9 protein-coding genes are annotated in these 15,383 nt (G+C 47.5%); all 9 read left to right on the forward strand.

Annotated features, from left to right (window positions below; all coding sequences use genetic code 11):
* The first annotated feature begins 356 nt into the window (after window positions 1-356).
* The 9 genes from J7623_RS18695 to J7623_RS18735 all read left to right on the forward strand — a co-directional run bounded on the left by J7623_RS18695 (window position 357) and on the right by J7623_RS18735 (window position 15,374).
* Window positions 357-1,961: a glycerol-3-phosphate dehydrogenase/oxidase gene (locus J7623_RS18695; RefSeq protein ID WP_291923151.1), complete on the forward strand. Its 1,605-nt coding sequence runs from the start codon at window positions 357-359 to the stop codon at window positions 1,959-1,961.
* 51 nt (window positions 1,962-2,012) lie between these two features.
* Complete coding sequence (glpK, locus tag J7623_RS18700) at window positions 2,013-3,506, forward strand: glycerol kinase GlpK (RefSeq protein WP_291923152.1); 1,494 nt, start codon at window positions 2,013-2,015, stop codon at window positions 3,504-3,506.
* Between the two features lie 13 nt (window positions 3,507-3,519).
* Window positions 3,520-4,257 (forward strand): MIP/aquaporin family protein, encoded by a 738-nt coding sequence (locus J7623_RS18705; protein ID WP_291923154.1) that lies wholly within the window; start codon window positions 3,520-3,522, stop codon window positions 4,255-4,257.
* A 42-nt stretch (window positions 4,258-4,299) separates the two neighbouring features.
* On the forward strand, window positions 4,300-5,238 hold the full coding sequence (locus J7623_RS18710) for a glycerophosphodiester phosphodiesterase family protein (RefSeq protein WP_291923156.1): 939 nt from the start codon (window positions 4,300-4,302) through the stop codon (window positions 5,236-5,238).
* Between the two features lie 35 nt (window positions 5,239-5,273).
* Entirely contained in the window at window positions 5,274-8,324 is a 3,051-nt protein-coding gene (locus tag J7623_RS18715) for a TonB-dependent receptor (protein ID WP_291923158.1), read from the forward strand.
* 18 nt (window positions 8,325-8,342) lie between these two features.
* The gene (locus J7623_RS18720) at window positions 8,343-9,923 is read left to right on the forward strand and encodes a RagB/SusD family nutrient uptake outer membrane protein (RefSeq protein ID WP_291923160.1); all 1,581 of its coding nucleotides are present in this window, start codon (window positions 8,343-8,345) and stop codon (window positions 9,921-9,923) included.
* A gap of 228 nt (window positions 9,924-10,151) precedes the next feature.
* Window positions 10,152-10,721, forward strand: coding sequence for an RNA polymerase sigma-70 factor (locus tag J7623_RS18725; RefSeq protein ID WP_291923162.1), 570 nt, complete (start codon window positions 10,152-10,154; stop codon window positions 10,719-10,721).
* An 85-nt stretch (window positions 10,722-10,806) separates the two neighbouring features.
* Complete coding sequence (locus J7623_RS18730; protein ID WP_291923164.1) at window positions 10,807-11,886, forward strand: FecR domain-containing protein; 1,080 nt, start codon at window positions 10,807-10,809, stop codon at window positions 11,884-11,886.
* A gap of 224 nt (window positions 11,887-12,110) precedes the next feature.
* Window positions 12,111-15,374 carry a TonB-dependent receptor gene (locus J7623_RS18735; RefSeq protein ID WP_291923166.1) on the forward strand — a complete coding sequence of 1,088 codons (3,264 nt, stop codon included), beginning with the start codon at window positions 12,111-12,113 and terminating at the stop codon, window positions 15,372-15,374.
* The last annotated feature ends 9 nt before the right edge of the window (window positions 15,375-15,383 follow it).

The following is a 15,383-nucleotide window of genomic DNA, read 5'->3' on the forward strand; positions in this document are numbered from 1 at the left end:
CATTAAAATGGGTCTGCACAGTTTATTTATGAGCCCGTTGTAAATATCGATTAATGGATTCTATATTATTATTTATGGTTTCATTTTAATGTAAGTTTAACGATTTGTTTTTAGTTTATTGGAATATATGAAACAATTTGAAATGATTTATTGTACAATTTTATGTCATTTGTAATGTGTAAGTTATTCATTTATTAACAATATGATAAAATACTTTTCTTTCATTTCCGCTTATCAATCTATTTCTTTGCTTTTTCATTTTATTTTATATTTTGGTTTCGAATTGGTTCTTTTTGTTTTAAAAATGACCGTACTGGAAGTAAATGAAATAAATAATAAGGTAGTTAAGTAATAAAATGAAACGAACGGAATCGGTAAAACAGCTAAAAGCAGCAGGAGATCAGCCATGGGACCTGATCATCATTGGAGGAGGCGCCACAGGCCTGGGGATTGCCATGGACGCTGCTACCAGGAACTACAAAACGCTGTTGCTGGAACAGGCAGATTTTGCGAAAGGTACCTCCAGCCGGAGCACCAAACTGGTGCATGGCGGTGTAAGATACCTGGCGCAGGGCGACATTGCCCTCGTACGGGAAGCCCTATACGAAAGAGGTTTATTACTGAAAAACGCCCCGCACCTGGCGCATAATCAACAGTTCATTATTCCACATTACAGTTGGTGGCAGGGCCCCTTTTATACCATCGGTCTTAAAATATATGATCTGTTATCCGGAAAATTAAGCCTGGGCCGTTCCCATCACATCAGCAGCGCCGAAGTGATCAACCGGCTGCCAACGATTCGTAAAAAAGGGTTGAAAGGCGGCATTGTTTATCATGATGGCCAGTTTGATGATGCCCGCCTGGCAATAGACATTGCCCGCACCGCTGCCGAAAACGGCGCCGTACTGATGAATTACTGCAAAGTGAACGGGTTGCTGAAAACCACGGCAGGCAAGGTAAACGGGGTGCGCGCACAGGACCTCGAAACCGGTGAAACATTTAGCCTGTCCGCCAAAGCCGTGATTAACGCTACCGGGGTGTTTGTAGATGAAGTATTACAACTGGATAATCCCTCCGCTCCTAATATGGTGAAACCCAGTCAGGGGGTACACCTGGTGCTCGACGCCTCTTTCCTGGACAGCAAAAGCGCTATCATGATCCCTAAAACGGATGATGGCCGTGTATTGTTTGCAGTGCCCTGGCATAATAAAGTACTGCTGGGCACTACCGATACACCGCTGGATGAACACAGTCCGGAGCCCATTGCATTGGAAGAAGAAATCAGCTTTATCCTGAACACTGCCGGGAAATATTTATCACGCCCACCTGCCCGGAAAGACGTACTCAGTGTATTTGCAGGGCTGCGCCCACTGGCCGCACCACAAAAGAATACCGGCAGTACCAAGGAAATTTCGCGTAGTCATAAAATACTGGTAGCACCTTCCGGGCTTATTACCATTACCGGTGGTAAATGGACCACCTTCCGCAGAATGGCAGAAGATACCGTGGAACAGGCCATTAAAACCGGCGGACTCACTCCGGCAGCCTGCAAAACAAAAGCACTGCGTATCCACGGATACCAGCAACGCCCTTCCGCACCCGCGCCTTTGGATATATATGGCAGCGATGCCGGTCATCTCCAGGCTTCCATCAGTATGCGCCCGGAACTGGCCGCCACGCTACATCCGCGTTTACCTTATATCAAAGCACAGGTAGTATGGGCGGTACAATATGAAATGGCACAAACCGTGGAAGATATACTGGCACGACGTTTACGTGCACTCTTCCTGGATGCCCAGGCCGCCATTGATATGGCGCCTGCTGTTGCCGCTATTATGGCGGAAGAAATGAATAAAGACGCAGCCTGGCAGGAACAACAGGTGAACAACTTTATACAGGTAGCACAACATTACCTGCTCAACAATGAAAGTATACATCAGCAACTGAAAGTAACTGTATAGCATATACGAAAAAATAGACCACGTAATATCCACGTAATAAAAAAGAGAAACATGATCAAATACGTTATGGCGATGGATCAGGGCACCACCAGCTCCAGGGCCATTATATTCGACCAGGCTGGCACCGTTATTTCCACGGCACAAAAAGAATTTACCCAGCTATTTCCGCAACCCGGCTGGGTAGAACATGATCCGGCAGAAATCTGGAGCAGCCAGATCGGCGTGGCTACAGAAGCTATGGCCAAAGCAGCATTGGAAGGAGGCAACATCGCCGCCATTGGCATCACCAATCAAAGAGAAACTACCCTGGTATGGGATCGTGAAACCGGCAAACCCGTGTACAACGCCATCGTTTGGCAGGATCGTCGTACTGCCGCATTTTGCGACGAACTGAAAGCTGCCGGTCACGAAACCATGGTGCGTGAAAAAACCGGGCTGGTCATCGACGCCTATTTTTCCGGCACTAAAATCAGGTGGATACTGGATAACGTTCCCGGTGCACGGGAACGCGCCAACGAAGGCAAACTGGCCTTTGGTACCGTAGATGCCTGGCTGGTGTGGAACCTCACCCATGGTGAAGTGCACGCCACTGATGTCACCAACGCTTCCCGTACCATGCTGTTTAATATTCACACGCAGCAATGGGATACGGAATTACTGGCATTGCTCAATATACCTGCGTCTATGCTGCCGGCGGTGAAGCAATCCAGCGAAGTATGCGGACAAACAGCCCCCGGTATTTTCGCTGTACAGATCCCTATTGCAGGTATTGCCGGCGATCAGCATGCAGCCCTCTTTGGCCAGATGTGTACTGCACCCGGCATGGTGAAAAACACCTATGGCACCGGTTGTTTTATGCTCATGAACATCGGCAGCAAACCTATTATCAGCAAGAATAATCTCCTCACTACAATTGCCTGGAAAATAAACGGAGAAGTACAATATGCACTGGAAGGCAGCATCTTCATCGCCGGCGCTATTGTGCAGTGGCTACGGGATGGACTCGGCATCATCCGCGCTTCTTCAGAAGTGGAAGCCCTGGCAGCCAGCGTTGCGCAAAACGACGGCGTTTACCTGGTACCTGCGTTTGCCGGTTTAGGCGCGCCGCATTGGGACCAGCACGCACGCGGCACTTTGGTAGGTATGACCCGTGGTACCAATGCAGCACACATTGCCCGCGCTGCCCTGGAAAGTATTGCCTATCAAACAATGGATGTACTGAAAGCCATGGAAGCCGATGCAGGTATCAGCATCCGCGAATTGCGCGTAGATGGCGGCGCTACCGGGAATAACCTGCTGATGCAGTTCCAGGCAGATATCCTGGAATCTACCGTAGTACGCCCCGGTATAACGGAAACGACTGCACTGGGCGCCGCTTATCTCGCAGGACTGGCTACCGGTTACTGGAAAGATATCGCTGCCATCAGCAGCCAGTGGCAAATGGAAAAATCCTTTACACCAACGCTGGCTTCTGAACAACGGACGCTTTGGATCAACGGCTGGAATAAAGCTGTGCATGCAGCTAAATCATGGGCTCACCAATAAATCATCTTTCATTATGTATCCTTATTTAGCAGAATTAATTGGTACTGCCCTGTTACTCCTCCTGGGCAATGGTGTGGTAGCCAATGTGGTGTTACACAACACCAAAGGCAATAACAGCGGATGGATTGTTATTACTACCGGATGGGCGCTGGCGGTATTTGTAGGCGTAGTGTTCGCTGGTCCGTATAGCGGTGCACATCTCAATCCCGCTGTTACCCTGGCTTTGGCCACTGCCGGCAAATTTCCCTGGGGAGATGTACCACTGTTTATTGCCATGCAGTTGCTCGGCGCTATGATCGGTACCAGCCTGGTATGGCTGAACTATAAAGACCATCTCAATAAAACTACCGACATCGGGCTGCAACGCGCTGTGTTTTGTACGGAGCCGGCTATACGAAATCCGCTGCGCAATTTTATTTGTGAAGTTACCGGCACCTTCGTACTGCTGTTTACTATTTTTTATTTCACCGACGCTACTGTGGGCGCGGAGAAAACGCCTATGGGACTGGGTTCCCTCGGTGCTTTGCCCGTAGCTCTGCTGGTATGGTCTATTGGTTTATCGCTGGGTGGCACCACCGGTTATGCTATCAACCCTGCGAGAGATCTGGGGCCACGTATTATGCATGCGCTCTTACCTATCAATGGAAAAGGCCATAGCGATTGGTCATACGCATGGGTACCGGTACTGGGTCCTGTAACCGGCGCTGTACTCGCCGCTGTTTTATATCAGCTGTTAGCTGTTAGTCATTAGCTATTAGTTTCCTGTTTGTAGCATATTTTAAAAATGAACACAATGAAAAATATGAAATCTCTTGGTGCGATAGGATGTGCAGTGGCCCTGTCGGCCATATCCCTCCTTCATGCCTGTAAAACAAGTAAGTCCATCACCACCGCCGGCAATGGCTACCCGGCTTTTTACAAAGTAGGTCACCGCGGCACCCGCGGACTAATGCCGGAAAATACCATCCCTGCCATGTATAAGGGATTAGCTACCGGTGCCAATACCATCGAATTTGATGTGCATATCACGAAAGACGGACAGGTGGTGGTATACCACGATGCTTCCTTTACACCCTCGTATACTACATCTCCCGATGGGAAAGATATACCTGCAGAAAAGCGGGCAGACTATATTTTTTACCAGATGAATTATGCGGATATCCGCCCGTTTATTATCGGCGAGAAATTTTATCCTGCCTACCCGGAACAACAAAAGATGCGCTCTTATGCACCGCTGCTGGGAGAAATGATAGACTCCGTAGAAGCCTATACGAAGGCAAATCATTTGCCGCCGGCTTACTACCTGCTGGAAATTAAATCTTCCGAAAAAACAGACGGAAAAGAGCAACCGGCACCGGAAGAATATATCACTAAATTGATGGCAGTAAAGCAGTTGCAGCCATTAGGCAAACGTTTGCTGGTGCAGTCGTTCGACATGCGCCCGCTACAGGTAATGCACCGCCGCTACCCGGATATTAAGCTCGGCTTCCTTACAGACGACAAAAAGAATGGCTTTGAAGAACACCTACGCCAGTTGGGCTTTACACCGTTTTTTTACAACCCACATTATAAACTGGTAACACCGGAACTCATCGGGAAATGCCACGATAAACATATTCAGATTGTTCCATGGACGATAGATGATGTTACGGAAATGAAACGGCTGAAAGCTATGGGCGTAAACGGTATCATCACCGATTATCCCAACAGGTTACAGGCTGCAGGAATATGACCACTTTTTAATCAACCTACTAACAAAAAACACATATGAAATTGCTTGCACGATTCCGGCTGCTAAAGCCGGCTGTATTCCTGTTGCTATGCATAGGGATCATCGGTAGTAAACCTTTAATGCTTCAGGCGCAGGATCTTCCTGTAAGGGGAAGAGTAACCGGTACCAACGGCACCCCACTCATCGGGGTAAACGTACTGGTGGCCGGTACCAACCGCGGTGCCGCCACAGATGTCAACGGGGCATTCAAACTCAATGCTCCGGCCGGCGCCGTATTAAAACTCTCCTTTATTGGATATCTTCCAAAGGATGTAATAGTTACCGGCAAACCTTTGCAAATAATACTGCAGGAAGATGTACAGAAACTCAATGATGTGGTAGTGGTAGGTTACGGTACACAAAAGAAAGCCTCCCTGACCGGCGCTATCACCACTGTAAAAATGAGTGATAAAGCAGGTCAGCCTATCACGAATGTGAGTAATGCCCTGCATGGCGTACCCGGTGTATTTGCCAACCTCAGTAACAGTCAGCCGGGTGTTGACCGCAGTACCATCCGTATCCGCGGCGTAGGTACACTCAGCGGCAACGATCCGCTGGTGCTGGTAGATGGTATCGAATATTCCATGGATGAACTCAATCCGAACGATATTGAAACCATTACCGTACTGAAAGATGCCGCCGCCGCTATTTACGGCTCCCGTGCCGCCAACGGTGTTATTATTGTGACCACCAAAAAAGGAAAAGGTACTTCACATGTGAACTACAGCTATTTCTACGGTCAACAAAAAGCGACTTACCTCCCGGACGCTATCAATGATCCCATCGTGTATATGCGACTGAAAAATCAGGCGTTGAAAAACGAAGGAAAGGCGGCAGAGTACAGTGATGCCGATATCGCTGAATATGAAGCCGGCATGAAAACAGATCCTTTCACCTATCCTGCAAACGATTGGTATAAGATAGCACTGAAAAATGGTGTGATCCAGAAACATGACCTGAGTGTAGCCGGTAGCGGCGATAAATACCAGTATCGCCTGTCGCTGGGTTACCTCGACAGAGATGGTATTCTCTTTGGTCCCGGTAACCATGAGAAGAAGTATTCTGTAGGCCTGAATGCTACTATGGATGTGAGCAAACGCCTGCGCGCCGGGATCACTTTAGATGGTTATTATCGTAATTATACCACGCCTTTTTATTCCGATAGCTGGGCATATTTAGCACGTACCCTGCCTATTCTGACAGATACCCTGAAAGATGGCCGCTATGGTAATTCATGGATGAGAACTACCGGCCGTAATAACTGGGAAAACCCGCGTATGCTGGCTTTCAACGGGCTGCAGACAAAAGTGGTACAACGCTTTCTGACTACCGTTTTTGCAGAATACAAGCTGCCGTTTGATATCAACTACAACATCAAATTTGGGGTAGATAAATACGACGGTATACTCAGTGGCTTCACTCCACGTATGCAAACCTTTGATCCAAAAACATTGAAGCCGACCAACTGGAATAGCCCGGCTACGGCGCCCAGATCCGCCAAAACGGATTATAACAATATGAATATCCATTTTTATAACACGCTCGATTGGAGGAAATCGTTTGCGAAGCACAATGTCAGTGTAATGGCAGGAGCCAGTTATGATAATATGGATGCTGACTCCTGGGCTGCCAGCATGTATGGCTATCTCGATGGAAGACTGGATGCGTTAAGCGTTGGTACTACGTGGAATGCTACCAGCGGTAATGTTACCCGTGATGTACTGGAATCTTATTTTGGTCGCGCTAACTACGACTACGACGGCAAATATTTAGTGGAAGCCACTTTCCGCTATGATGGTTCCGGCAGGCTGGGTAAGCAAAGCCGTTGGGCATTTTTCCCATCTATATCTGCCGGCTGGCGTATTGATAAGGAAGCTTTCTTCCAATCCGGTTTTGTGAATTTCCTGAAGCTCCGCGCCTCTGCTGGTCAAATGGGTAACCAGGCAGTTGACCTGTACAGCACACAGGCAGCTGTGTTGCTGGGAGAAGACTATAGCTTTGGTGGTGTCCTGAATTCCGGGGCAGCAAAAAAAGCGGATGCAGACTCCTCTCTCAGATGGGAAATCACTACTATCTATAATGCAGGTGTGGATATCAATATCTGGAAAAATCGTTTAGGCTTTACCGTGGATGCCTATCATAAAATGACCAATGGTATTCTTCGTTCCGTGGCATTACCTTCACAAGTGGGAAATCTTACCGGGGCTAAGCAGAACGTAGGCTCCGTGAGAAATATTGGCCTGGAAACCACTGTACAATACAATGATCGTTTCGGTGATCTCGATGTAAATATTTACGGAAGCTTATCGCTGAATAAAAATGAAGTAACCGACCTGCATGGCGAAATTATATATGGTTCCGGTACCATCACCCGTGAGGGATACCCGATTGAATCCTATTACCTGTTGCAGGCAGATGGTATTTTCCAGTCGCAGGACCAGATCGATCACAGTGCGAAACAATCCGCTAACACCAAGCCGGGTTATATCAAATTTAAAGATGCCAAAGAAGATGGTATTATTAATGGAGATGACCGCGTAATTGTTGGCAGCTCTTCCTCTGTTCCTAAAACCACGTACGGTTTTGGCTTCAACCTTGGCTACAAAGGTATCACGCTCACTGCAGCATTTCAGGGCATTGGTGGTATCAAAGCATTACCGGTAGCTAACCTGGCATTCCCTTTCAACAACGGCGCCAACGCTACCTGGGAGTGGACCAGGGATGCCTGGACACCAGACAATCCTAATGCACGCCTGCCGATAGTGACTACCAGCACTGGTAGTATCGATAACTTCCAGCGTTCTACTTTCTGGTTAAGAGATAACTCTTACCTGAGATTGAAGAATATACAACTGGGATATTCACTACCGCAAAGTGTATTGTCGAAAGTGAAAATACAGAAGGTGAACTTTTTTATCAATGCAGAGAACCTGCTGACATTCTCCCGTTACAAGGATTTTGATCCGGAGTCCGTACTGAATCAAACCGATCTGTATTCTTACCCGATGTTGAAAACCTTTAACGGCGGTGTTAACATTACGTTCTAAACCATCAAAGATTATAACATGAAGAAGATATTTCTTTTTATTTCCTGCGCGGGTTTCCTGGCGGCAGGTTGCAACAAAAGCTTGCTGGACACAGCGCCGCATGACCGGTATATGGAGGAAACATTTTGGGAAACACCGGAAGCGGCAGCCGCCGGACTCACAGGTTGTTATTCCGTATTACGCAATGCTGGTGTGTATGGTGGTAAAACTTCCAATAATGCTACTGCCTTATGGGAGGAAACTTTAACTCCCAATGCCTACAATCAAACGGATGCGCTGAGCTTTAACACCATTGCCAGGGGTACGCAGATGTCCAGCACCGGCGGTATTGTCACCAGCCGCTATTCAGATTGTTACGCGGGCATTGGTCGCTGTAATACCTTCCTGGTGAAGGTAGACGAAGTGGCTGCCATTGAGCCTGCTTTAAAAAGAAGAATGAAAGGGGAAGCTTATTTCCTGCGTGCGCTCTATTATTTCATGTTGCAGAACTATTATGGAGCAGTGCCGTTGATATTAGCGCCACCAGATAAAAGTACACAGAAAGACCTGCCACGCACGCCACGTGCGGAAGTAGTGAACCGTGTGCTCATTGACCTCGACAGCGCCGCCAATATCCTGCCACTGAAGTTCACCAGCGCCGCCGATATGGGACGCGCTACCAAAGGTGCCGCCATGGCGTTGAAAGCAAGAGTGCTGTTATATGAAGCCAGTCCACTGCTGAATACCACCGGTGATATTACCAGGTGGAAAGCGGCTGCGGATGCAGCAAAGGCGGTAATAGACCTGCCCGGCACCGGCTATGATCTCTTTGCGGACTACAGGGGATTATTTCTGCAGCCTAATGAAAATAACAAGGAAGTTATTTTCGATGTGCAATACATCTTCCCGCAACAAGGAAGCTCCTTTGACCTGATCTGTTCACAATACAATACTAATGCACCGCTGCTGGATCTGGCCAGGACTTATTACACTAACAAAGGCCTGCCAATCACCGACCCTGCCTCAGGCTATAATCCTGATAGTCCTTACCTGCGTCGTGATCCGCGTTTATACGGCACCTTTACTTATCCCGGCGACATGTACCAGGGCGCCATCATTAAACCTACGCGCTTCGCTATCACCGGATATGGTATGAAGAAATATAGTTTGTATGACAGCATAGCACCACCTAAAGATAAAACCGATCTGAAAGACGGGCAATCTGATATTAATTTTATTGTGTTGAGATATGCTGATATACTGATGATGTATGCAGAAGCACAAAATGAAGTGAGTGGTCCGGATGCTACTATCTTCGCCGCGCTTAACCGTATACGCGATCGCGTGAAAATGCCGCATATTGATGCTACACTCACTAAAGACGCGCTGCGTGCAGAGATCCGTCATGAAAGGCGCGTGGAGTTTGCAGGCGAGGGCTTGTATTACAGTGATATCCGCCGCTGGAAAACAGCGGAAACCATCATGAATGCTACCATCCAGAATTACAGTGGTAAGAACCTGGAAACACGCAGGTTTGATAAAAATCGTGACTACTGGTGGCCTATTCCATTAGGAGAACGTGATTTGAATCCTGCGCTGGAACAGAATACAGGATATTAATTGTTCGTATATAGAAAGCGTGTCTGTGATAACTTCGGTTATGGCAGACGCGCTTTTTTATGCCAGGTATCCGCATCCACCGAAAAACTGGTTAAATACGTATATGTGTTTTTTGATGTAACCACCAGGACCGCTATTCAAAGCATGCATCCTGCGGGCAGGAAAACCTCCCTGCATTGTTTTTTTTCTTTACTTTGTCCATAGAAGCAGCTAATCACATTTCACTTTATGTTCCACGTAAACGAGATAAAGGAATGGCAACGTCGCATTGGCTTATATGATGACGAGGTAGCGTACAGGGAATTGTTCCTGCACTTCTATAAGCCCCTGCTCAGGTTCGCCACGTCTTTTGTAAAGTCTGCCGAAACTGCGGAAGAAGTAGTGTCTGATGTGTTCATCAGCCTGTGGGAACGCCGCCAGCAGTTGGAAAACGTGAATAACTTACAGGTATATCTGTATGTAAGCATAAAGAATACTTCTCTGAAATACCTCCTCAAGCAAAAAAAGCAGTCTGCTATTACCATTGATGAATTATCTGTGGAGCTGGCAAGTCCGCACCAGAACCCGGAACAGTTGCTGCTTACGGCAGAGATGCTCGCCCGCATTGAGACTGCCATCGAAGGACTGCCGCCCCGTTGTAAGATCATTTTTAAACTGATCCGTGAAGACGGCCTGAAGTATAAGGAGATAGCTGAAATCCTGAATGTGTCTGTTAAAACGATCGATAACCAGTTGGCTGTTGCCCTCGCTAAAATAGCCAGGGTATTGAATGTGCAGTTAAAGAAATCGCCCCGCTGATACCCCATCCCAAAAATATTTTTGTTCCCTTTAGTAGATATTGCTTTCAGATGGTACCTATATACTGAGTAGCTATCGAAACGTTATGAATAATAAGCGCATATGGGAACTGATAGGCAGGAAACTGGCCGGAGAAGCGTCTGCAGAAGAACTGCAGGAGCTGGAAGGCTTGTTGCGTGCTTCGCCTGATCTTCATTTTCCCGTGGAAGCCATTGCAGATATCTGGAAAACCACGCCTGATCCAGCGGAAAGGGTGGAAGGAGAGCATGCGCATGCCCGTCTTATCAGTCGTATGCAGGAGAAAGGGATAGCTATTGGTTTACAGGCAGAAGAACAACAGCCAGCTATTTTCCAGCTTGAAACCCGGACAAGAAGTCCCTGGTTGCGTTACCTTGCTGCCGCAGTAATGGTGGGCCTCCTCGTTACAACAGCGATCTGGTGGTGGTGGCCCGGCGGAAAGGCGGCTCATTCTCCCGCTATCAGCGAAGTAACCACCCGTAACGGTTCCCGCACTTCCATACAACTGCCCGATGGCTCCCACGTATGGCTCAACGCCGGCAGTAAACTCACTTACAGCAAAGACTTTGGCAACAACAACCGCGAGGTTACCCTCAGCGGCGAAGCCTTTTTTGATATCGCTAAAAACGCCGACTACGCTTTTATTATTCACACCGCCCGCATGGATGTGAGAGTATTGGGAACCCGGTTTAACCTGAGGGCTTATCCGGGCGATAAAATGACCGAAGCCACACTGCTGCAGGGCAGCATTGAAGCTTCTTCCACCAGCCGTCCTGGTGAACGGATCATCCTGAAACCCATGGAAAAAATCCTTGTATCAGATGACTCCTTACATACAGTAAAAAGGAACGACCCGGTGGTGGCCGTGAAACATCTTACTTATTACGCAGAAAAAGAAGATGCGATCGTAGAAACTTCCTGGATGGAAAATAAACTCGTATTCCAGGACGAGTCTTTCGCATCGCTGGCCGCCCGCATGGAGCGCTGGTATGGAGTAACTATCCGGTTTGCTGATAAAAGAAAAGAAGAGATTCGGTTCACAGGTGTGTTTGCACAGGAAAATATTCAACAGGCGTTGCAGGCATTACAAATGACTGCCGTATTTAATTTTACCATCCACGGTACTGAAATTATTATTAACCAGTAATTATTTCCGTTATGAAAAAAGGAAGCAAATTTAATTCGTCCTGAGCCACTGGTAACTGAAAAGGGAAATGCGCCAACATTTCCCTCCTGAAGCATAACAGGAAGCTTCGCCAATCCTTGAAAACAGCTGGCTTCCATTTTATTACCTCTGAATCTAAAAGTATGAAAAAATCGCTAACAACTGCGAAGCGACCCTCCCATGCCTTCAAAAAAGTCTTATTAATTATGAATTGGACCGCTGTACTGCTGCTGGCAGGTGTGCTCCAGGTAGCTGCCAATGCGAAGGGGCAGGGAACCATTACGCTCCGGCTTAAAGAAACGGAGATCGCCAAAGTGCTCAATAGTATTGAAAAACAAGGCGAATACCGGTTCCTGTATAACAATGCATTGAAAGATATCAGGAAGAAAGTGGATGTGGATGTCACCAACACTCCTCTGGCCGACCTCATGAGCGAAATACTCAACAATACCGACCTGAAATATAAAGTGATCGAAAACAACCTCGTGGTCATCATGGCCAACACCGGGGAATTGCAGGACATCAAGGTTACCGGTAAAGTAACCAGCAAAGATGGAAATATGCCGGTACCCGGTGCTACCATCAGCGTCAAAGGAACCTCCCGCGGAACTGTTACCGGACCAGATGGTACTTACACACTTACTGTTCCGGAAAACGCCACCCTGCAGATCTCCTTTATCGGTTTTGCCAGCCAGGAAATACCGGTCAACAGCCGCTCTGTAATCAATATATCCCTGGTAGAATCAGTGAGCATGGTAGAACAGGTAGTAGTAGTGGGTTATGGCGTACAACGTAAAGTAGATGTTACCGGCGCCATCAGCCAGGTGAAAGGAGAAGAGATTAACAAACAACCCGTTAATAACGCCGTAAGCGCCCTCCAGGGAAAAGTACCCGGGGTCACCATTACTAACATGGGAAAACCCGGCGCCGCGCCTGAAATAAAGATCCGCGGTGTGGGTACGGTACACGGCAGTCCCACTCCTTTATATGTGGTGGATGGTGTATGGTACGATGATATCAACTTCCTCAACCCTGCAGATATCGAAAATATGAGTATCCTGAAAGATGCCTCCAGTGAAGCTATTTACGGGATACGTGCGGCAAACGGCGTGGTGCTCATCACTACTAAAAAAGGAAAACCCGGTAAGCCAGTTGTGAATTATAACGGTTATGTAGGCTATCAGAAAGTAACCAACGAAGTGAAAATGGCTGATGCCAGTCAGTATGCCACACTGGTAAATGAACTACAGGAACGTAACGATAAGGGGCCGCTGTTTGACGATCCTTCGCAGTATGGAAGGGGCACCGACTGGTACCATCAAACCCTGCGGAATGCACTCGTTACCAATCACCAATTATCTATGAGCGGTGGTTCAGAAAAATCTACCTATAATTTCTCGGTAGGCTACCTGCACCAGCAAGGCCTGGTGAATACCAATGATTTCACCCGTTACACTGCCCGTTTACAAAACGACTTCCAGGTATTTGAACCACTGAAAGTGGGTTATACAATTACTGCATCTGCCAATAAATCAAATGATATTCCCGATTTTCTATGGCGCCAGCTGTACAGTGCCGGCCCGGTAGTACCCGTACATTATGCTGATGGTACGTATGGCGATCCAAACGATTATAACCTCGGTGAAGGCGCGAACTTCAACCCACAGGCAACTCTCGACTTTTTCAACCAGGTCACCAAAAAACAAACCGTTACCGGTAGTGTTTATGCCGACCTGCGGTTTGCCAAACACTTTACTTTTCACTCCAGCCTTGGTGGAGAATACAGCGAAAACCTGATGCGCAACTATGTACCCGTATTTACGGCTACTATCGCGCAACGCGCTAACAACAGTAAACTTACCCGCGAAAATACCGATACCCGTAACTGGATCGTAGAAAATACACTCACCTATCAGAATAAATTCAAAGACCACGACCTCAAAGTATTGGTAGGTCAGGGCGCACAACGTTATCAAACCTATAAGCTCACTGCCAGTGCGCCTAACGTACCTAATAACAGTGAAGGAGATATGTACCTGAGATTGGGCAGCACCGATGGCAGGCAAATAACAGATGAAGGAACTGTCTATACTGTGTCGTCGTATTTCGGAAGGATCAATTACTCCTTTAAGAACAGGTACCTGCTCAATACTTCGCTTCGCGCCGATGGCTCCTCCCGTTTCTATGGCGATCAACGCTGGGGTTATTTCCCTTCTGTTGGGGTGGGCTGGGTGATCAGTGAAGAAAGCTTTATGAAGCAACAGCATTTCTTCGATAACCTGAAACTGCGCGGTAGCTGGGGCCAGGTGGGTAACGCGTCTGTTCCTTCCGATATCTCCGTGTTGAAGGTAGCGCAGGACCCTTACCTGACAGCTATCTTCGGAGGTAATGTGAACACGGGCGCCAGCATTAATTCTGTTGTGCCCCGCACTACCTATTGGGAAAGAGGCGTTGGTACAGACATTGGGTTGGAAGCCAGCATGCTCAGTAACCGCCTGTACCTGGAAGCAGGGGTCTACAATCGCAAAACAAAACGTGCCATTTTTGATGTAAATCTCCCGGGGAACCTGGGTACCAACTCCGGTACTATCATCGCCAACCAGGCCGATTTTCAGAACCGTGGCGTTGAACTTGCATTAAGCTGGAAAAGCCAGGTAAAGAAAGACTTTACTTACTCCGTTGGAGGTAACGTTGGGTTTAACGAAAACAAAGTATTAAGCGTGGTGTCTGGTAAAAATCCCATCTATGGCGGTGGCGGCGGCCTCACCAGTGGTGCACTCAGTACACGTACTATGCTCGGCAGACCTATAGGCGAGTTTATAGGTTATATAGTAGATGGAATTTTCCAGACAGATGCGGAAGCAGTAGCTTCTGCACAGCCCAAAGCAAGAGCAGGAGACTTTAAATACAGAGATGTAAGCGGTCCTAAAGGTGTGCCAGATGGCGTTATTGATGCGAACGACCGCGTGCCGCTGGGTAATCCTAATCCCCGCTTCAGCTACGGTATTAATACCTTCTTTGCCTGGAAACAATTTGATCTTACCCTCGATTTTCAGGGCGTTGCAGGGGTGGATGTTTACAATGTAAATCTCGGTGCGCGCTTTGGTAATGAAAATTTCACAAAAGATTTTTATGATAAACGCTGGCATGGACAAGGCACTTCCAATACCTATCCTTCTGCTTTCATCGGCGGCCGCGATAACTACCTGCCCAATTCTTTCTTCGTGGAAAATGGCAGCTACTTCAGGATCAGGAACATACAGTTGGGATATAACTTCCCCGCTGCTATGACGGAAAGATGGGGTATGAAAAACCTGCGCGTATTTGCCAATGCACAAAATGCATTCAACTTCTTCCAATACCGGGGATTTACACCAGAAATTGGCGGCAAGCCAAGGGAAGCCGGTATAGATACCAACGTATACCCGCTCTACGCGACCTACAATTTTGGTGTAAATGTTACTTTCTGATAATAAAGC

Origin of the sequence: Chitinophaga sp., from assembly GCF_017745275.1 — a bacterium.
Classification (GTDB): domain Bacteria; phylum Bacteroidota; class Bacteroidia; order Chitinophagales; family Chitinophagaceae; genus Chitinophaga.

Coding starts and splice junctions, on each gene's coding strand:
- J7623_RS18695 (WP_291923151.1), top strand. CDS start 357: ATGAAACGAACGGAATCGGTAAAACAGCTAAAAGCAGCAGGAGATCAG.
- glpK (WP_291923152.1), top strand. CDS start 2,013: ATGATCAAATACGTTATGGCGATGGATCAGGGCACCACCAGCTCCAGG.
- J7623_RS18705 (WP_291923154.1), top strand. CDS start 3,520: ATGTATCCTTATTTAGCAGAATTAATTGGTACTGCCCTGTTACTCCTC.
- J7623_RS18710 (WP_291923156.1), top strand. CDS start 4,300: ATGAAAAATATGAAATCTCTTGGTGCGATAGGATGTGCAGTGGCCCTG.
- J7623_RS18715 (WP_291923158.1), top strand. CDS start 5,274: ATGAAATTGCTTGCACGATTCCGGCTGCTAAAGCCGGCTGTATTCCTG.
- J7623_RS18720 (WP_291923160.1), top strand. CDS start 8,343: ATGAAGAAGATATTTCTTTTTATTTCCTGCGCGGGTTTCCTGGCGGCA.
- J7623_RS18725 (WP_291923162.1), top strand. CDS start 10,152: ATGTTCCACGTAAACGAGATAAAGGAATGGCAACGTCGCATTGGCTTA.
- J7623_RS18730 (WP_291923164.1), top strand. CDS start 10,807: ATGAATAATAAGCGCATATGGGAACTGATAGGCAGGAAACTGGCCGGA.
- J7623_RS18735 (WP_291923166.1), top strand. CDS start 12,111: ATGAATTGGACCGCTGTACTGCTGCTGGCAGGTGTGCTCCAGGTAGCT.